The following is an 18,074-nucleotide window of genomic DNA, read 5'->3' as shown; positions in this document are numbered from 1 at the left end:
ACGCTGTGGACACGGACGACGCTGTGAGCGCCGAGGACGTCGTCGACGCGCGCGGCCTGCGCTGCCCGCTGCCGGTCATTCGGCTGGCGCAGCGGGCCCGCGACGCCCCGCCCGGGACCGAGCTGGAGGTGTGGTCCACCGACCCGGCCGCGGCGACGGACGTCCCCGCGTGGTGCCGGATGCGTGGCCACACGTTCGTGGAGGCGCGGGACTGCGGCGGGCACACGGCATACCGCGTCCGGCTCGGGGGGCCGGCGACCCCGGTCAGCTGACCGCGAAGGCGGGCGGCTCGAGGTCGATCGCGTGGGAGAGCCGGCGCAGGTACTCCCTGCGCGGGATGCTCACGATGCCCAGGGTGCGCAGGTGGTCTGTGGCCCACTGCACGTCGATGATGCGGCGGGGGTCGCCGTCGGCGAAGACGTGGCCGGCCATCGCGACGACGGCGGCCTTGGAGGCGTCGGTGACGTGGTGGAACATCGACTCACCCGCGAACAGGCCGCCGACGCACAGGCCGTAGAGGCCACCGACGAGCTCGCCGTCCTGCCACGTCTCGATGCTGTGCGCCCAGCCGAGGGCGTGCAGCTGGATGTACGCGTCGGCGATCTCGGTGGTGATCCACCGGCCGTCGCGGGAGGGGTCCGCGCACGCGGCCACGACCTCGCGGAACGCGGTGTCGACCCGGATCTCGAACCGTCGCAGCGACCGCCGCAGCGACCGGCTGGCGTGCACCCCGCCGGGGAGCAGGACCCCGCGCGGGTCCGGTGACCACCACCCGATCGGCCGGGCGCCGTGGTCGCCGAGGCCCATGGGGAAGACGCCCGTGCGGTACGCCTCGAGGATCGTCCCGGCGCGCAGGTCACCGCCGACGGCGACCAGGTCCTCCCCCTCGTCGACCCCGGACAGGTCGAAGACCCAGCCGCTCGGCAGGGGCTCGACGGGCTCGGGGGCGACCACCGGTCAGGGGGCCACGCAGGCGATGTGCGGCTCGATCGCGTCGGCGGAGTCCTGGCCGTACGCCTCGGCGAGCCGGGCGAGGAACGTGGACTTGCCGAGGGTGTACTCCTGCGTCCCCACGGTCTCGATGACGTAGGTCGCCAGCATCGAGCCCAGCTCCGCGGCGTGGCGCAGGCCGAGGTCGGCGGCCAGGCCGGTGAGGAACCCGGCGCGGAACGCGTCGCCGACACCGGTCGGGTCGGCACGGCGCACCTCGCGGGCGACCGAGACGTGGACCGGGTCCTCGCCCTTGCCCTCGATGGTCACGCCGTCCTTGCCCTTGGTGACGACCCGCGTGTTGACCCGAGCCGCGATCTCCTCGGAGGACCAGCCGGTCTTCTGCTCGGTGAGGGCGGCCTCGTACTCGTTGGTGAGCAGGTAGTCGGCGCCGTCGATGAGCTGGCGGATCGTCTCCCCGTCGGCGAACGCGAGCTGCTGGCTCGGGTCGGCGGCGAACGGGATGCCCCGCGAGCGGCACTCCCGCGTGTGCCGCAGCATCGCCTCGGGGTCGTTGGCCCCGACGACGACGAGGTCGAGGCCGCCGACGCGCTCGGCGATGGGGCCGAGCTCGATCGCCCGCGCCTCGCTCATGGCGCCGGCGTAGAAGGTGGCGATCTGGGCCATGTCCTCGTCGGTGGTGCACACGAACCGGGCCGTGTGCCGGGACTCCGAGACGTGCACGGACGCGCAGTCCACGCCGTGGCGCTCCAGCCAGCTGCGGTAGTCGGCGAAGTCCTCGCCGACGGCGCCGACGAGGATCGGCCGCTGGCCCAGGTTCGCCATGCCGAAGGCGATGTTGGCGGCCACTCCCCCGCGGCGGACCTCGAGGTCGTCGGCCAGGAAGGACAGCGAGACCTTGTCGAGCTGCTCGACCACGAGGGAGTCGCGGAACCTCCCCTTGAAGGTCATGAGGTGGTCGGTGGCAATGGACCCGGTGACGGCTATACGCACACCGGAAACCTACCCGTTGCCGTTGCGGTCGGCAGCGCCGCGGTGGACAGTTCGGTCCATGACCGACACGGGGGCAGGGACGGGGACACAGGTGGGCACGGAGCCGGGGGCGGCGACGGGGGCCCAGACGGCGACGGGCACGCAGACGGCGACCGAGGCGATGCGGGCCCTGGACTTCGGGGGGCTGCGGGCGACGTTCGTCAACTGCACGCTGAAGCGCTCCCCCGAGCGCAGCCACACCCAGGGGCTCATCGACGTCAGCGCCGGGATCATGCGCGACCACGGGGTCGACGTCCGCGAGTTCCGCGCCGTCGACCACGACATCGCCACAGGCGTCTACGTCGACATGACCGAGCACGGCTGGGACCGCGACGAGTGGCCGACGATCTTCGCCGAGATCCTCGAGTCGGACATCCTCGTGGTCGCCGGCCCGATCTGGCTGGGTGACAACTCCAGCGTCACCAAGCGCGTCATCGAGCGGCTGTACGGCGGCTCGTCGATGACCAACGCGGCCGGGCAGTACGTCTACTACGGCAAGGTCGGCGGCGCGATCATCACGGGCAACGAGGACGGCATCAAGCACTGCGCCTCGAACATCCTCTACAGCCTGCAGCACGTCGGGTTCACCATCCCACCGGGCGCGGACGCGGGCTGGATCGGCGAGGCCGGGCCCGGGCCGTCGTACCTCGACGAGGGCAGCGGCGGCCCCGAGAACGAGTTCACCCGGCGGAACACCACGTTCATGACGTTCAACCTCATGCACCTTGCGGCGATGTTCACGGTGGCGGGCGGCTTCCCCGTCGGCGGCAACCAGCGGGTGGCGTGGGACGCCGGCGACCGGTTCGACTCCCCCAACCCCGAGTACCGCTAGCAGCCGCGGGTCCACCAGCCCCGGCCTGCGGGCTCCTCGTCGCCCAGCAGCCCTCCCCTGCGGGCACGGCGCTCGAGGTACTTGGCAAAGCCAGGTACCTGGCATACCTTTTCTCCATGACCCACGACCCGCAGATGCTCAAGGGAGTGCTCGCGCTGCTCCTGCTGAGCGTGCTGCGGGAGGAGGCGGGGTACGGCTACGGCATCGTCACCCGGCTCAAGGCCGCGGGGTTCGAGGACCTCGCCGAGGGGACGGTCTACCCGGCCCTGAGCCGACTGGAGTCGGCCGGCCTCCTGGAGTCCCGCCTGGAGCCGTCGGCCTCGGGCCCGGCGCGCAAGTACTACCGCACGACCCCGGCGGGAGTGGCCGAGCTGGCCGCACGCGGCCGGGCCTGGCGGTCGCTCGTCGCGGCCGTCGACACCGTCACGGGCGCCGCACCGCCCGTCACCGAGGGGGAGACCGCATGAACATCGTCGACCGTTCCCGCATCGCGGGGGCCGTGGCCCGCTACGACTTCTGGATGGACTTCCGCGGGGTGCCCGGCCGCCGGCGCAAGGAGCTGCGCACCGAGCTGCGCGCCAACCTCGACGAGGCCGCCGGGCGCGAGGGCACGACGCGGGCGCTGCTCGCGATCGGGTCGCCGAGGGCGATGGCGTATGCCGTGGCCGAGACCTACCGGGACCGGCCCCGGTGGGCGTTCGGCGGGTACGTCGCGCTGGCCACGTGGGTGGTGCTCCAGCTGCTGTGGACGTTCTCGGTCCTCGGCTTCGTCGAGGGCGTGCGTGCCAGCGGGGTGACCGGGCGGCCCGTCACCGGGTCGGTCCCGCCCCTCGTGTCGGAGGCCACCGCCGAGTTCGGCGCCGCGGGCGACCCCGTGGCGATGGCGGGGGTGCTCCCCCTGTCGGTGCTCCTGGTCGCCCTGGTCGTCTTCGTCCTCGCCGCGGGGCCGTGGCGGCCGCTGCTGCACCGCCGCTCCGGCGCGGTGCCCGCCTGACCAGCCCGCCCCGGGCACGACGAAGGGCCCCGCACCAGCTGGTGCGGGGCCCTTCGCGACGGCCGACCCGGGGGGCCCGGGTCAGGTCGGCTCAGCTGAAGCTGTCACCGCAGGCGCACGAGCTGCCCGCGTTGGGGTTGTCGATGGTGAAGCCCTGCTTCTCGATGGTGTCGGCGAAGTCGATCGTCGCGCCCTCGAGGTACGGGGAGCTCATCCGGTCGACCACGACCTCGACGCCGCCGAAGTCGCGCACGAGGTCACCGTCGAGGGTGCGCTCGTCGAAGTAGAGCTGGTAGATGAGGCCGGAGCAGCCACCGGGCTGCACGCCCACGCGCAGGCGCAGGTCGTCGCGACCCTCCTGCTCGAGCAGGGACTTGACCTTGCCCGCGGCGACATCGGTCAGCAGCACGCCGTGCGTGGCCTCGGCGGGAGTCTCGGTCGCGGCCGGAGCGGTCTGGTCCTGAACACTCATGGTGATGCGTCCTTCATGTCGGTGGAGGTGGGCCACTGGGGCCAACCCACGGTCGGTGCGGATTGTTCCCGCACCCCATCCACTGTACGTCGTCCTCAGCGCTGGGGTGACCAGGTGGCCGCCACCCGGGCCGCGCGCCGGGCGAGCGTGCCCACGGGGTCGGCCATGGCGGCCTCCACCTGCTCGGCCGTCTCGGCCACGGCATACGTCCCGGAGAGCCCGAGCGTCATCGCCTCGCGGCGCCCCACGAGGGTCTGTCCCGCCAGGACCACGCTCGGGGTCGCGGTCTCGAGGGCGAGGCCGGCCACGCCGGCCACGACCTTGCCCTGCAGGCTCTGCCAGTCGAAGCTGCCCTCCCCCGTCACGACGAGGTCGGCGGCGGCGAGCAGGTCACGCAGGCCAACGGCCTGCAGCACCTCGGCGACACCGCTGACGCGGGTGGCCCCGAGCAGGTAGAGCCCGTAGCCCAGCCCGCCGGCCGCCCCTGCGCCGGGCTCCTTGTCGAGGCGCCGCGGCTTCCCGCTGAGCAGGTCGGTCTGCTCGGGCACGGTGCGGCGCACCACCTCGACGAACCGGCCGAGCGCCCCCTCGAGGGCCTGTGCCAGCTCGGGCGAGGCGCCCTTCTGCGGGCCGAAGACCGCCGAGGCGCCCTGCAGGCCGAGCAGGGGCGACTCCACGTCGCTGGCGAGCACCAGCTCCACGCCCGCGAACCGGCTGCGGGCCGCGTCGAGGCCGCCGAGCGCGTCGTCGCCGATCTCGGCGAGCGCCAGGCCGCCCCGGGCGAGCTCCTCGGCCGCCCCGATGCCGAGGGCCGCCAGCATGCCGGCGCCGGCGTCGTTGGTGCCGCTGCCGCCGAGGCCGACGACGATGCGGGTGGCACCGGCCTCGAGCGCGGCGTCGAGCAGCTGCCCGACGCCCCAGGTGCTCGTGACGGCCGGGTTGCGCTCGTCGGCGGCCAGCAGGTGCAGGCCGGCGGCCTGCGCGGACTCGAGGTATGCCGTGCGGCCGCCGTCGGTGTCGACCAGCAGCACGCCCGCGGGGACCTCACGGCCCAGCGGGTCGGCCACCGTCACGACGACCGTCTCGGCCTCCGGGCGCGCGCTGGCGAGGACATCGATGAAGCCAGGGCCGCCGTCGGACAGCGGGACCAGGGTCAGCAGGTCGTGGGGCGCGGACTCGCGCCAGCCCTGGGCCATGGCCTCCGCCGCCTGCTGGGCGGTCAGCGTGCCGGTGAAGCAGTCAGGGGCGATGACGACGTGCACGCGACGAGGCTACCGGCGCCGGGTTGTCCCCCGGCACCGGTCGGCTCGCAGGGTCACCGACCCCGCTGCTGCGCCGAAGTCCCAGACTTCGGCGCTTCGACCCCGCTTGTGCCCCGAAGTCCCAGACTTCGGCGCGACAGCGAGAGGCGTGGGGTCGGTCAGCGACCGCGGCGCGACCCGGCGCGGCTGCCGGCCGAGAAGGCTGCGGCCCCACCGGAGCCGGGGGTCGAGGTGGAGTACGCCGTGGTGGAGCCGGCCGACCGGCCCGAGGACGTGCGCCCCGTGCCGGAGCCCTGGCTCCCACCGCGGCGCGCGCCTGCGCGGCCACGGGCGTCGCCGGCGCCCCGGGCGCCCGCACCGGACTCGGCCTTGCCGCCGGGACGACCCGCGCCACCGCGACCCGAGCCGCCCGCGGCGGAGCCGGAGCGGCCCGAGCCCGTGCGACCAGACCCGGGACGGCCCGAGCCGCCGCCCGATGCGGAGCCGTCGGCCGCGCCACCGCGCCCACGACCGCGGCCGGGGCGTCGGCTGCCGGTGCCGGGCTGCGAGGAACCGCCGCCCTGCGACCCCGCACCGGAGGACGAGCCACCGGCCGGCTGGAACGCGCCAGCGAAGGTCCGCTCCCCCTGCGCCACCTCGGCGAGCAGAGGGTGACCCAGGTGCACGCGGGTCGTCGTCGGGTTGATGCCCGCCTTGCGGGTCAGGTCACGCACGTCGCGGACCTGCTCGTCGGTCATGAGCGTGACCACGGTGCCGCTGGAGCCGGCGCGGGCGGTGCGGCCCGAGCGGTGGAGGTACGCCTTGTGCTCGACCGGCGGGTCGGCGTGGATCACGAGGCCGACGTCGTCGACGTGGATGCCGCGGGCCGCGATGTCGGTCGCGACCAGCGTCGTCGCGCTGCCGTCGTGGAAGGCCTCGAGGTTGCGGGTGCGGGCGTTCTGGCCGAGGTTGCCGTGCAGCTCGACCGCCGGGACGCCCGAGGAGTTGAGCTGGCGGGCCAGCTTCTTGGCGCGGTGCTTGGTGCGGGTGAAGACGACCGTGCGGCCCGGGGCCGCGGCGAGGTCGAGCAGGACCGGGAAGTGGGCGTCCGGGCGCAGGTGGAACACGTGGTGCGTCATCTGCGCGACCGGCGACTGCGCCGAGTCGGCCTCGTGCGTGACCGGCGAGCTGAGGTAGCGCTTGACCAGCACGTTGACCCCGCTGTCGAGGGTCGCCGAGAACAGCAGCCGCTGGCCGCCGGCGGGGGTCGCGTCGAGCAGCCGGCGCACGGCGGGCAGGAAGCCGAGGTCGGCCATGTGGTCGGCCTCGTCCAGCACGGTGACCTCGACGGCGTCGAGGTTCACGTGCCCCTGGCCGATGAGGTCCTCGAGCCGGCCGGGGCAGGCGAGGACGACGTCGACCCCGGCCTTGAGGCCGCGGACCTGGGGGTTCTGCCCGACACCGCCGAAGACGGTCTGGCTGCGCAGCCCGAGGGCGTCGGCCATCGGGGCCATCGCGGCCTCGATCTGGAGCACGAGCTCACGGGTCGGGGCCAGGACCAGCGCGCGGGGACGGCCGGGGCGGCGGGCTGTGCCACTGGCCGCGAGCCGCGTCAGCAGGGGCAGGAGGAAGGCGTACGTCTTGCCGGAGCCGGTGCGGCCTCGGCCGAGAACGTCGCGGCCGGCCAGCGAGTCCGGGAGGGTCGCGGCCTGGATCGGGGTGGGGGTGGTGATGCCGCGCTCGGCGAGAAGGTCGACGAGCGTGGTGGGCACGCCGAGGCGCGCGAAGGTGGTGTCAACGGACACAGGTGGGTACTCCAGAGGTCAGAGAGGCGTTCCGCCGGGCGGGCCACAGTGGGCCGCAGCACACAGGAGGGAAATCGCGAGGCGCCCGTGGCGAAACTGTCCGGGCGACCCCCTGAGTCTACCTGCCGGAGCGCCTGCGCCACGACGTGGAGGGGGTGGCGCACGCGAACCGTCCGGAATGGGTGGACACTGGGAGGCATGTCCACTCGCCCCCCGAGCAAACGCCCCCACCTGCAGAACAGCCCGTTCAACCGGGACACCGAGCCGGTCGTGCACCCCACCTTCGCCGTCGGCGACCGCGTCTCCCACGACCGCCACGGCCTCGGGTCCGTGGTCAAGCTCGACGACGACCGCGTCGTCGTGCGCTTCGGCGACCAGCACGTCAGCGTCGCGCGCAGCAGCCCCAAGATCCACCTGCTCTGAGGCCGCTGGGCGCGCCCCGGGACGGTCAGTGGGGGGCGAAGCCCGGCACGTTCTGCCCCAGCCACTTCAGCGCGCCCGGCAGCTCGGAGGCCCACAGCATCTCGCGGTGGCCGCCCGTCTTGAGCAGGTCCGTCGTCACCGACAGCGGCGCCTTCACCTGCTTGAGGAAGGCGGCGGTCGGCGGGTAGGAGTACCCGTCGCGCTTGCTCGACTGCACCCACATGGCCAGTGCCGGTGGGTGCCGGTGGGCCAGCGTCACCAGGTCGTACCGCGACGGCAGCGTGCGCCCGAACGGCTGGTACGCCCGGGTGAACTCCGGCCGGAACGTGCCGCTGAAGACCAGGTCGCCACCGAACACGTCCGGGTGGAGCATCCCCACCATGGCCGAGCACCAGCCGCCCTCGGAGTACCCGGCGACGGCCCAGGACGCGCGGTCGGTCGCCACCCGGAAGTGGGACGTGACGAACCGCGGCACGTCCGTGGCCAGCCACGTCTCCACCTGCGGGGTGCCGGGCGGCCCGTTGACGCACTCCCCGTCCAGGGAGAGCGGGAAGTTGACCTGCGGCAGCACGACGACGCTCGGCGCGATGGCGTGCGCGGCGACCTGGCTGTCCAGTGCGGTCTGCAGGTCCATCCCGGTGAACCACGAGGAGGGCGTGGCCGGTATGCCGTGCAGCGCCTCGATCACGGGGTAGCGGCGGGGCGAGGTCGGGTCGTAGCCCGCCGGGAGCAGGACCAGCACCTGCCCGGTGAGTCCACTGCGGGGTCCGGCGACCGTGAGGGTCTGCAGCCGTCCGGAGGAGCGCAGCGCCGGCAGCACCGAGGGGGGTGGGGTGAGCGGGCTGCGCATCCGCTGCGTCGCCGCCGTACGGGCCGACGCACCGTGGTGGGTGACGGTGACCGGCGAGCGCGCACCTGCGAGGTCGGACCAGCTCACGTAGAAGCCGAAGTGGTCGTTGGCGACGACGCCGACGAGGCAGAGCACCACGACGTTGAGCACCGCGATGCCGCCACCGCGGGTCGCCATCGCGGCCCACCGCCTGCGCACCTGCGGGATCCCCGCCACCAGCAGGCCGAACAGCACGAGCGCGACCACGGCGAGGACCACGGGCAGGGCGGTCCCGGTCAGCGACATGGTGGCATCGTCCCCCTCGGGGCTCGGCTGCGTCTGTACGAAGCCTGTGAGTTCCCCGGACGCCCGCCACGGGCCCGCTGTGCCGGCGGCCCTGCGGGAGCAGCGTGCGACGCCACGACCGGGACGTCCGGCAGCACGGCATACGATGCGGGCGTGAGCACCACCTCCGCGACGCCGCGCAACGCCCCGCTCCCCCTGCTGGTCCTGGGCCACGGGACCGACCTGCACACCGAGCGAGGGGTCGAGTGCCCCGGCGACCTGCCGGCACCGTCCGACCCCGGCCTGGTCGAGCGGGCGCGGGCCGCGAAGGCGGCGCTCGGCGACCGGGTCTTCGTGCTCGGGCACCACTACCAGCGTGACGAGGTCATCGAGTTCGCGGACGTCACCGGCGACTCGTTCAAGCTGGCCAAGGACGCCGCGGCACGCCCGGACGCGCCGTACATCGTGTTCTGCGGCGTGCACTTCATGGCCGAGTCGGCCGACATCCTGACCAGCGACGAGCAGACGGTGATCCTGCCGGACCTCGCCGCCGGGTGCTCCATGGCGGACATGGCCGCGATCCAGCAGGTCGAGGACGCCTGGGAGGACCTCGTCGCGGCGGGCGTCGCCGACCGCACGGTGCCGGTGACCTACATGAACTCCTCGGCGGCCATCAAGGCCTTCACCGGGCGCCACGGCGGCACGGTCTGCACCTCCTCGAACGCGAGGACGGCGCTGTCCTGGGCTCTGGAGCAGGCCGGCGAGGGCGGCAAGGTGCTGTTCCTGCCCGACCAGCACCTCGGCCGCAACACGTACGTGCGCGACCTCGGTGGCGCGCTCGAGGACTGCGTCGTCTGGGACCCGCACAAGCCGAACGGCGGCCTCACCCGCGAGGAGCTCGACGCGGCCACGATGGTCCTGTGGCGCGGGCACTGCTCGGTCCACGGCCGCTTCACCCTCGAGGCGGTCGAGCAGGCCCGGCGCGACATCCCCGGGGTCAAGGTGATCGTCCACCCCGAGTGCCGGCACGAGGTCGTCGAGGCGGCCGACGAGGTCGGGTCGACCGAGAAGATCATCGCGACGATCGCAGCCGCACCGGCCGGCACGTCGTGGGTCGTCGGCACCGAGCTCAACCTCGTGCGCCGGCTGGCCGAGCAGTTCCCCGAGCAGCGGATCGCGTTCCTGGAGAAGAACGTCTGCTACTGCTCGACGATGAACCGCATCGACCTGCCGCACCTGGTCTGGGCGCTGGAGTCCCTCGTCCAGGGCCGCGTGGTCAACCCGATCCGGGTCGACCCGGACGTCGCGCACTGGGCCCGCGTGGCCCTCGACCAGATGCTCGCCCTGCCGGGGCCCACCAGCCGCGACTGACAGCCGCGCGGTGGGACGGCCCCGCAGGCGGGTCGCGTCACCGCGCCGCGTCAGCGGCCGTGCAGCTCCTCCACGGCGATGGTGAAGTCCTGCTCGCGCAGCCGCTCGACGAGCCGGTCGCCGATGGCGGTCGCCGGGGTCAGGACACCGGCTGCCGGCGGCAGCCGGTCGCCGTCCAGCGCCAGCGCCAGCGCGGCCTCGCCCAGCATGACGGCCGTCGCGGCATACCCGGGGTCGCCCTGCGCGGCCACGGTGGCGACGTAGCGCCGCCCGCTCGTCGTGGTGGTGCGCACCTGCATGCGGAACCAGCCGGACTCGCGGGCCTGCTCGCTGGGGCCCTCGCCGGGCTTGGGGGCGAGGCGGTCGACGAGCGGACGCGTCCGCGGGTCGGCCATGCCGGCCATCGCCAGGCCCAGCGCCCCCGTGACGATCGTGGCGCGGCGCCGCCCGGCGAACCCGGTGCCGTAGCCGCTGAGCTCGCGGTAGCGGAAGCGGCGACCGTACGCGTGGCCCAGCAGGGCGTTGCTGCGCCGGACGATCCGCGTGTTGAAGTCCGCCATCACGAACGGTCCCACCCACTGGCCGGTGTCGCGCTCGACGAAGACCGACCGCGGGTCGCGCTCCGGACCGAGGTCGGGCTCGGAGGCGCGGTCGGGGCTGAGCGCGTAGGGGTCGCGCAGGACCTTCGAGAGGGCAGGGTCGGAGCCCAGGGCCTCGAGCTGGGCGCGGGCGGAGTCGATGGTGCCGCCGGAGAAGCCGCCCTTCATCCGGGCCAGCAGCGTGGTGTCGAGCAGGTCGCCCGCACCGTCGCGCTCGGCCCGCTCGTGCAGCACCAGCACCCCGAGGTCGGACGGCACGGAGTCGTAGCCGCAGGCGGTGACGACCCGGGCGCCCGTCGTGAGGGCGGTCCGGTGCACCTCGTCGGCGAGCCGCCGGACGAACAGCACCTCCCCGGTGAGGTCGGCGTAGTGCGTCCCGGCCTCGGCGCAGGCGCGCGCCAGGGGAAGCCCGTACCGCAGGTACGGACCGACCGTGGTCACGACGGCGGTCGTCGAGGCGGCGAGGCCGGCCAGGGACGCCTCGTCGGCGGCGTCGGCCACGAGGACCGGCCAGTCCCGGGCGGCACCCGGCAGCCCGGCGCGGACCGCCTCGAGCCGCTCGCGCGAGCGCCCGGCGAGGGCGACCCGCGTGCCGGCGGGGGCGTGCTCGGCCAGGTAGGCGGCGAGCAGCCGGCCGACGAACCCGGTGGCGCCGAAGACGACGAGGTCGTGCTCGCGGGCGACGGTGCCTGCGGCCGCGCTCACGGCTGGTGCTCCGCCGGGACGCGCTCGTCCTCGCGCACGGGGCCCGGGGGCGTGCCGTCGCCGAACGGCCGGCCACCGAGCTCCTCCCGTCCGTGGGCGGTGAGCCAGCCGCTCAGGTCCGGCCCCTTGGGGACGATGCCGGTCGGGTTGATGTCGTGGTGGACCACGTAGTAGTGCCGCTTGATCTGCACGAAGTCCACGGTGTCGCCGAACCCCGGCGTCTGGAACAGGTCTCGGGCGTAGGCCCACAGCACCGGCAGCTCGCCCAGCGTGGACCGGTTGCACTTGAAGTGGCCGTGGTAGACCGGGTCGAACCGCACGAGGGTGGTGAAGAGCCGCACGTCGGCCTCGGTGATGGTGTCGCCCATGAGGAACCGCCGCGACGCGAGCCGCTCCTCCAGCCAGTCGAGCGCCGTGAAGAGCCGGTCGTATGCCGCGTCGTACGCCTCCTGCTCGCCGGCGAACCCGCAGCGGTACACGCCGTTGTTGACCTCGGTGTAGACGCGCTGCATGACCTCGTCCATCTCGTCGCGCAGCGCCTCGGGGTACAGGTCCGGCGCGCCGTCGCGGTGGAACGCGGTCCACTGCGTCGACAGGTCGAGGGTCAGGGGGGCGAAGTCGTTGGTGACGACCTGCCCGGTGGGGACGTCGACGACGGCGGGGACCGTGATGCCGCGCGGGTAGCCGGGCTGGCGCTTCTCGTACGCGTCCTTGAGGCGCGGGATCCCGAGCACCGGGTCGACGCCGCCGGGGTCGAGGTCGAAGGTCCAGCTGTCCTCGTCGTGCGTCGGTCCGCACAGGCCCATGGGCAACGCGTCCTCGAGGCCGAGCAGGCGGCGCACGATGATGGCGCGGTTGGCCCACGGGCAGGCCCGCGCGGCGACCAGCCGGTACCGCCCGGCCTCCACCGGCCACTCCCCCTCGCCGTCGCCCCGGGTGGTGATGCGGTCGTTGATGTAGCGCGTGTCGCGCTCGAACGACGGCTCGACGTAGCCCTTGCCCTTGCTGCCCTCAGCCATGGGGCGAACCTACCTGTGCGGGCGCGACCCCACCGACCGCGCGGGTGCTGTGGGACGCCGGCCCACCGCGCCCGCGCGGCCCCGTGGCTCAGCGACCGCGCGTGTGCGCGATGAGGTCGCGGTACCAGTGGTAGGAGTCCTTCGGGGTGCGCACCTGCGTGGCGTAGTCGACGTGCACGAGCCCGAACCGCTGGCGGTACCCCTCGGCCCACTCGAAGTTGTCGGTCGCCGACCACGCGAAGTAGCCGCGCACGTCGGCCCCGTCGGCGATCTCGCCGGCGAGCGCCCGCAGGTGGGCGTCGTGGTAGGCGATGCGGCGGTCGTCCGCGACGCGCCCGTCGACCGGGCCGTCGGAGAACGAGCAGCCGCTCTCGGTGATGTAGACGGGCGGCAGCGCGTCGCCGTACCGGTCGCGGAACTGCCGCACGACCTGCGCCAGGCCCTCGGGCACGATCGGCCAGTCGAAGTCGGTGCGCTCAAAGCCCTCGATCCGGCGGCTCTCGAACGGCAGGCCCTCGGGCATCGGCGGCCCGTCCGCCACGACCTCACCGGCGGCGGGTGCCTGCCCGGTGGCAGCGTCGTCCGCCGCGGCGCTGCCGGGGGCGCCGATGCGGGCGGGGTTGTAGTAGTTGATGCCGAACCAGTCCAGAGGCTGGCGGATGGTCTCGAGGTCCCCGTCGCGCCAGGTCGGGAAGCCCTGCTCGGTGCCCTCGACCGGGTAGCGGCCCAGCAGCACCGGGTCCGCGAACATCCAGTTCCAGAGGTTGTCGTAGACCTCGGCGGCCTGCCGGTCCTCCGGGCTGTCGGACGCCGGCCACACGGGTGCGTGGTTGCTCGCGATGCCCAGGTTCGAGCAGCCGGCCGCCCGCAGCGCCTGCGCCGCCAGCCCGTGGCCGAGCAGGAGGTGGTGCGCCACCGGCAGCGCCTCGAAGCCCATCGACCGCCCCGGGGCATGCACCCCGAGCGCGTAGCCGAGCATGGTGACGACGTTCGGCTCGTTGAGCGTCATCCAGCGCGCGACCCGGTCACCGAGCCGCTCACCGACGACCGAGGCGTATGCCGCGAAGTGCTCGGCGGTGTCCCGGCTCGCCCACCCGCCGGTGTCCTCGAGTGCCTGCGGGGTGTCCCAGTGGAACAGGGTCGCGGCGGGCTGGATCCCGGCCGCGAGCAGCTCGTCGACGAGCCGGTCGTAGAAGTCGAGCCCGGCGGCGTTGACCTCACCGGCGCCGGTCGGCAGCACCCGCGGCCACGCGACCGAGAAGCGGTAGCTGTCGACGCCGAGGTCCTTCAGCAGCGCGACGTCCTCGCGGTACCTGTGGTAGTGGTCGCACGCGACCGCCCCGGTGTCGCCGTTCGCGATCGCGCCCGGCCGCTCGCAGAACGTGTCCCAGACCGACCGGCCGCGGCCGTCCTCGTCGACGGCGCCCTCCACCTGGTAGGAGGCCGAGGCCACGCCGAAGAGGAAGTCCTGCGGCAGCTGCGGGAAGTCACGCGCCTGCTCTCCCTGCCCCGACGGCCCCTGCGACCCCTCGGTCATCGCGGCATCGCCCCGAGCCGGGCGAGCAGCACCGCCTCGGCGACGCAGACCTTCTCGAACTCCTCGAGGTGCAGGGACTCGTTCGCGCCGTGGGCGCGCGTGTCGGGGTCCTCCACACCGGTCACGAGGATCGCCGCGTCCGGGAACTTCTCGGCGAACGAGGCGACGAACGGGATCGAGCCGCCCACGCCGATGTCGACCGGCTCGACGCCCCACGCGTCGGTGAAGGCGGCGCGTGCCTGGTCGTAGACGGGTCCGTCCGCGTCGGCCGCGAACCCGGCGCCCTGGTCGTCGAGGTGCACCTGCACGCGGGCACCCCACGGCGTGTGCGCCTCGACGTGGCGCTGCACCGCGGCATACGCCTCCATCGGGTGCTCGTCGGGGGCCAGTCGGATGGAGACCTTGGCGCTCGCGGTCGGCACGAGGGTGTTGGACGACTTCGCCACGGACGGGGCGTCGAAGCCGATGACGGTGGCGGTGGGCTTGGCCCAGATGCGGTCGAGCAGGCTGCCGGTGCCGATGACCTCGACGCCGTCGAGCAGCCCCGACTCCTCGCGCAGCCGGGCCTCGTCGAAGTCCAGGTCGCTGGCCCTCCCGGACTTCAGCCCGGCGACGGCGACGTCGCCCGCCTCGTCGTGGAACGTCGCGAGCAGCCGGATCAGGGTGGTGACGGCGTCGGGCACGGCGCCGCCGAACATGCCGGAGTGGATGCCGTGGTCGAGCGTGGTCACGGTGACGACCACGCGGATGAGACCGCGCAGCGTCGTCGTCAGGGCCGGCTCGCCTAGCGCCCAGTTCGTCGAGTCGGCGAGGACGATCGCGTCGGCCCGCAGCTTGTCGCCGTGGCGCTCGAGGATGGTCGGCAGGGAGTCCGAGCCGATCTCCTCCTCCCCCTCGACGAAGATCGTCACGCCGACGGGTAGCCGGCCGGCGTGCGCGCGCAGCGCCGCGACGTGCGCCATGATCCCGGCCTTGTCGTCGGCCGCACCGCGGCCGTACAAGCGGCCGTCGCGCTCGGTCGGCTCGAACGGCGCGCTGTCCCAGTCGGCGTCGTCGCCCGGGGGCTGCACGTCGTGGTGCGCGTACAGCAGCACGGTGGGCGCACCCTCGGGCCCGTCCACGTGGCCGATCACGGCGGGCCGGCCGCCCTCGCGCACGATCTCGACCTCGAGCCCCTCGGCCCGCAGCAGCTCGGCGGTCGCCTCGGCGCTCGCCTCCACGTGCGCCTGGTCGAACGCGTCGAGGCTGACGCTGGGGATGCGGGTGAGCGCCTCGAGGTCGGAGCGCACGCCGGGCATCAGGCCCGCCACGGTGGTCCGGAGGTCGTCGATCTGGTCCTGGGTGAGCACGTCGTCGGTCACGGCGGCGAGCCTAGTGGCTGACCTGTCGGCGCCATCGCCGGGCGCGATTCGGGGGGCGGCACCGGCACGGCATACAGTTGCGTCGTGTTTGGACGTGGCAAGACCCTCAACGAGCAGCAGGCCGACACCGTCGCGCGCCCGGAGCGCGAGGGGGCCAAGAACCGGCCGACGCCCAAGCGGCGCGACCAGGAGGCTGCCCGCCGGCGTCCCCTCGTCGAGACCGACCGCAAGGCGGCGCGCGACCGCGACCGCCTCGCCCGCCGCGAGGCCTCGCTCAAGCAGCGCCAGGCGATGGTCACCGGTGACGACGCGCACCTGCCCGCCCGCGACAAGGGCCCGGTCCGCCGCTACATCCGCGACTACGTGGACGCCCGGTGGAACCTGGGCGAGTTCATGCTGCCGGTCATGCTGGTCGTGCTGGCGCTGTCGTTCGTGCGCATCCCGTGGGTCTTCGCCGCGGTCTCGATCGGCGTCTACGCCCTGATCCTCATCGCCGCCGTCGACGGCTTCCTCATGTGGCGCAAGCTGAAGAAGCAGCTCGTGGCGAAGTTCGGCGAGGACAAGGTGGGGCGCGGCCTGGCCATGTACGCCGTCATGCGCGGCTTCCAGATCCGCCGCTCGCGGATGCCCCGGCCGCTCGTCGACCGCGGGAACTACCCGTCCTGAGCCCCCCGGCGCTACTCCGCGGCGCGCAGGCTCATCGGGCCGTAGACGAGCTGCCCCTCGTGCCACAGGTTGACGGCGTCGACGCCCTGCGCCCCCAGCTCGTGCCAGCTCTCCCCGAACCAGTTCTCGGCGTCGGACTGCGACGGAAACGCCGTCGTCACCAGCCCGTCGCCGCTCATCTCGCGGCCGTCGGCGTCGAGGTAGGTCCAGGTCCAGGCGTCGCTCATGCGCCCACTCTAGGCGTGGCGTGCCCGGCGACCGTTGACGGTGGCCGTGGGCCGGTGCGAGGTTGCGGCCCGTGATCGAGCTCGACCGGGTCCTGGTCCGGTATGCCGTCGAGCCCGCCGGTGCGCCCGACGTGGACGTCACCGTCGGGCCGGCTCACGCCGTGTCGGTGCCCGCCCTGTCGGTGCCCGCGCTGTCGGTGCCAGAGGGTGAGCTCGTGCTGGTCGCCGGCCCGACCGGGTCCGGCAAGACCTCGCTGCTTCGGGTGGTCGGCGACGCGAGCCTGCCGGCGCGCGTGCAGGGCCGGGTCGAGGTGGACGGGGAGGAGCTGCACCTGCTCGCCACCGGCGAGCGCGCACGGCTCGTCGGGTACGTCCGCCAGGACCCCGCCCCCCTCGGCCCGACCGTCGAGGACGAGGTGCGCCGAGGGCTGGCGCTGCACCGCGGGGCCGGGTCAGGCTCGGCTCGGCGCCTCGAGGAGACCCTGGACCTGCTCGACCTCGCCTGCCTGCGGGACCGGCCGGTGGACCTGCTCTCCGGCGGCCAGCAGCAGCGGGTCGCGATCGCCGCCGCCCTCGCGGCGGGTCCCCGCGTCCTCGTGCTGGACGAGCCGACGTCGGCTCTCGACCCCGTCGCCGCCGAGGAGGTGCTGGCGATCCTGCACCGTCTCGTGCACGACGTGGGCACCACGGTGGTGGTGGCCGAGCACCGGCTCGAGCGGGTCGTGCACCACGCCGACTCGGTCGTGCTCGTCACCGGTGGCGTGGCGACGGGCCTGCTCGACCCGGCGGAGGCGATGCGCCACTCCCCCGTCCGCCCGCCGCTCGTCGGCCTCGGCCGGGCGATGGGGTGGGACCCGTTGCCGCTGTCGGTGCGGCAGGCGAGACGGGCGGGCAGCGACCTGCGCCGGCGGCTCGACCGGTCGGCCAGGGGCGCCCTCGGTGACGAAGGGGGCGCTGCCGTCGTGGGTCCTGGCGGCGTCGCGCGGGTGGCCGTCACGGGCCTGGGCGTGGTGCGCGGCGACGTGGTCGCGCTGCGGTCGGTCGACCTGCACGTCGCGCCCGGCGCCGTGCTGGCCCTCCTCGGCCGCAACGGCTCCGGCAAGACCACGCTGCTGACGACGCTGGCCGGGCGCCTGTCACCGACCCGCGGTCGCGTGAAGGCGCCTGCCGATGTCGTGCTGACACCCCAGGACCCCTCAACCGTTCTCACCGGGGGCACGGTGTCCGGGCAGCTCGCCCGCGCGAGCGACCCGACGCGGGGACGGGTGCTGCTGGACCTGCTCGCCCCGGGGCTCGCTGACGAGGCGGAGGTGGGCAGCCTCTCGCAGGGGCAGCGGATGGCCCTGGCCCTGGCATCGCTGCTCGCGCGGCCGGCAGACGGGCCGGCGCCCGACCTGGTGCTGCTGGACGAGCCGACACGCGGCCTGGACTACCGGGCCAAGAACGCCCTCGCGTCCGTGCTCGCCGAGGTGGCGCACCTCGGCAGCGCCGTGGTCGTGGCCACGCACGACGTCGAGCTGGCGGCCGAGGTGGCTACGCGGGTCGTCGTCCTGGCGGAGGGCGAGGTGGTCGCCGACGGTCCCGCGCGGGAGGTGCTCTCCGCGTCGCCGGCGTTCGCACCCCAGGTCGCCAAGGTGGTCGCGCCGCTCCCCCACCTCACGGTCGACGAGGTGCTCGCCGACCTCGTCCGCGCGGCGGACTGACCGCCCGCGCCCTCACCGCGCT

The 18,074-nt window shown here is 74.1% G+C and carries 19 protein-coding genes; 8 read left to right on the top strand and 11 right to left on the bottom strand.

Annotated features, from left to right (window positions below; translation table 11 throughout):
- Positions 1 to 5 precede the first annotated feature (5 nt).
- Positions 6 to 272, top strand: coding sequence for a sulfurtransferase TusA family protein (locus tag J2X64_RS14615; protein ID WP_310156046.1), 267 nt, complete (start codon positions 6 to 8; stop codon positions 270 to 272).
- On the opposite strand, the gene aat is transcribed toward J2X64_RS14615, so the two are convergent.
- A complete protein-coding gene (aat, locus tag J2X64_RS14610; RefSeq protein WP_397444065.1) occupies positions 265 to 954 on the bottom strand; it encodes a leucyl/phenylalanyl-tRNA--protein transferase in 690 nt (229 codons plus the stop codon). The two genes, J2X64_RS14615 and aat, sit on opposite strands and share 8 nt — an antisense overlap.
- 3 nt (positions 955 to 957) lie before the next feature.
- Positions 958 to 1,944 carry a carbohydrate kinase family protein gene (locus J2X64_RS14605; protein ID WP_310156043.1) on the bottom strand — a complete coding sequence of 329 codons (987 nt, stop codon included), beginning with the start codon at positions 1,942 to 1,944 and terminating at the stop codon, positions 958 to 960.
- A gap of 160 nt (positions 1,945 to 2,104) precedes the next feature.
- Here J2X64_RS14605 and J2X64_RS14600 point away from each other — a divergent pair, with 160 nt between their 5' ends.
- The 3 genes from J2X64_RS14600 (at position 2,105) to J2X64_RS14590 (ending at position 3,809) form a co-directional block, all read left to right on the top strand.
- Positions 2,105 to 2,815, top strand: coding sequence for a flavodoxin family protein (locus J2X64_RS14600; protein ID WP_310157544.1), 711 nt, complete (start codon positions 2,105 to 2,107; stop codon positions 2,813 to 2,815).
- Between the two features lie 116 nt (positions 2,816 to 2,931).
- Positions 2,932 to 3,282, top strand: coding sequence for a PadR family transcriptional regulator (locus J2X64_RS14595; protein WP_310156040.1), 351 nt, complete (start codon positions 2,932 to 2,934; stop codon positions 3,280 to 3,282).
- A complete protein-coding gene (locus J2X64_RS14590; RefSeq protein WP_310156037.1) occupies positions 3,279 to 3,809 on the top strand; it encodes a hypothetical protein in 531 nt (176 codons plus the stop codon). Before J2X64_RS14595 ends, J2X64_RS14590 begins: the two co-directional genes overlap by 4 nt.
- Before the next feature lie 91 nt (positions 3,810 to 3,900).
- Here the strand turns inward: J2X64_RS14590 and J2X64_RS14585 are convergent, their stop codons facing one another.
- The 3 genes from J2X64_RS14585 to J2X64_RS14575 form a co-directional block, all read right to left on the bottom strand.
- On the bottom strand, positions 3,901 to 4,281 hold the full coding sequence (locus J2X64_RS14585; RefSeq protein WP_310156033.1) for an iron-sulfur cluster assembly accessory protein: 381 nt from the start codon (positions 4,279 to 4,281) through the stop codon (positions 3,901 to 3,903).
- A gap of 95 nt (positions 4,282 to 4,376) precedes the next feature.
- Positions 4,377 to 5,543 carry a glycerate kinase gene (locus J2X64_RS14580; RefSeq protein ID WP_310156030.1) on the bottom strand — a complete coding sequence of 389 codons (1,167 nt, stop codon included), beginning with the start codon at positions 5,541 to 5,543 and terminating at the stop codon, positions 4,377 to 4,379.
- Between the two features lie 158 nt (positions 5,544 to 5,701).
- Positions 5,702 to 7,327 (bottom strand): DEAD/DEAH box helicase, encoded by a 1,626-nt coding sequence (locus J2X64_RS14575; protein WP_310156027.1) that lies wholly within the window; start codon positions 7,325 to 7,327, stop codon positions 5,702 to 5,704.
- A gap of 198 nt (positions 7,328 to 7,525) precedes the next feature.
- On the opposite strand from J2X64_RS14575, the gene J2X64_RS14570 reads away from it, so the two are divergent.
- Complete coding sequence (locus tag J2X64_RS14570) at positions 7,526 to 7,750, top strand: hypothetical protein (protein WP_310156024.1); 225 nt, start codon at positions 7,526 to 7,528, stop codon at positions 7,748 to 7,750.
- 25 nt (positions 7,751 to 7,775) lie between these two features.
- Here the strand turns inward: J2X64_RS14570 and J2X64_RS14565 are convergent, their stop codons facing one another.
- A complete protein-coding gene (locus tag J2X64_RS14565; protein ID WP_310156021.1) occupies positions 7,776 to 8,885 on the bottom strand; it encodes an alpha/beta hydrolase-fold protein in 1,110 nt (369 codons plus the stop codon).
- A gap of 153 nt (positions 8,886 to 9,038) precedes the next feature.
- Between J2X64_RS14565 and nadA the strand changes: the two genes are divergently transcribed.
- Entirely contained in the window at positions 9,039 to 10,235 is a 1,197-nt protein-coding gene (gene nadA, locus J2X64_RS14560; RefSeq protein ID WP_310156018.1) for a quinolinate synthase NadA, read from the top strand.
- Between the two features lie 50 nt (positions 10,236 to 10,285).
- On the opposite strand, the gene J2X64_RS14555 is transcribed toward nadA, so the two are convergent.
- The 4 genes from J2X64_RS14555 to J2X64_RS14540 form a co-directional block, all read right to left on the bottom strand.
- Entirely contained in the window at positions 10,286 to 11,539 is a 1,254-nt protein-coding gene (locus J2X64_RS14555) for a saccharopine dehydrogenase NADP-binding domain-containing protein (RefSeq protein WP_310156015.1), read from the bottom strand.
- On the bottom strand, positions 11,536 to 12,558 hold the full coding sequence (locus tag J2X64_RS14550; RefSeq protein ID WP_310156012.1) for a glutathione S-transferase C-terminal domain-containing protein: 1,023 nt from the start codon (positions 12,556 to 12,558) through the stop codon (positions 11,536 to 11,538). The genes J2X64_RS14555 and J2X64_RS14550 overlap by 4 nt, the downstream gene beginning before the upstream one ends.
- Positions 12,559 to 12,646: 88 nt before the next feature.
- On the bottom strand, positions 12,647 to 14,095 hold the full coding sequence (locus tag J2X64_RS14545) for a beta-glucosidase (protein ID WP_310156008.1): 1,449 nt from the start codon (positions 14,093 to 14,095) through the stop codon (positions 12,647 to 12,649).
- Positions 14,092 to 15,456, bottom strand: a complete 1,365-nt coding sequence (locus J2X64_RS14540; protein WP_310156005.1) for a dipeptidase — start codon at positions 15,454 to 15,456, stop codon at positions 14,092 to 14,094. The genes J2X64_RS14545 and J2X64_RS14540 overlap by 4 nt, the downstream gene beginning before the upstream one ends.
- Positions 15,457 to 15,540: 84 nt before the next feature.
- On the opposite strand from J2X64_RS14540, the gene J2X64_RS14535 reads away from it, so the two are divergent.
- A complete protein-coding gene (locus tag J2X64_RS14535) occupies positions 15,541 to 16,122 on the top strand; it encodes a DUF3043 domain-containing protein (protein WP_310156002.1) in 582 nt (193 codons plus the stop codon).
- A gap of 11 nt (positions 16,123 to 16,133) precedes the next feature.
- On the opposite strand, the gene J2X64_RS14530 is transcribed toward J2X64_RS14535, so the two are convergent.
- Positions 16,134 to 16,349 carry a hypothetical protein gene (locus tag J2X64_RS14530; RefSeq protein ID WP_310155999.1) on the bottom strand — a complete coding sequence of 72 codons (216 nt, stop codon included), beginning with the start codon at positions 16,347 to 16,349 and terminating at the stop codon, positions 16,134 to 16,136.
- A 71-nt stretch (positions 16,350 to 16,420) separates the two neighbouring features.
- On the opposite strand from J2X64_RS14530, the gene J2X64_RS14525 reads away from it, so the two are divergent.
- Positions 16,421 to 18,052 (top strand): ATP-binding cassette domain-containing protein, encoded by a 1,632-nt coding sequence (locus J2X64_RS14525; RefSeq protein WP_310155996.1) that lies wholly within the window; start codon positions 16,421 to 16,423, stop codon positions 18,050 to 18,052.
- Positions 18,053 to 18,074 lie beyond the last annotated feature (22 nt).

The organism is Phycicoccus sp. 3266 (assembly GCF_031456495.1).
Classification (GTDB): domain Bacteria; phylum Actinomycetota; class Actinomycetes; order Actinomycetales; family Dermatophilaceae; genus Pedococcus.
This window is presented reverse-complemented; position numbering and strand designations above follow the sequence as displayed.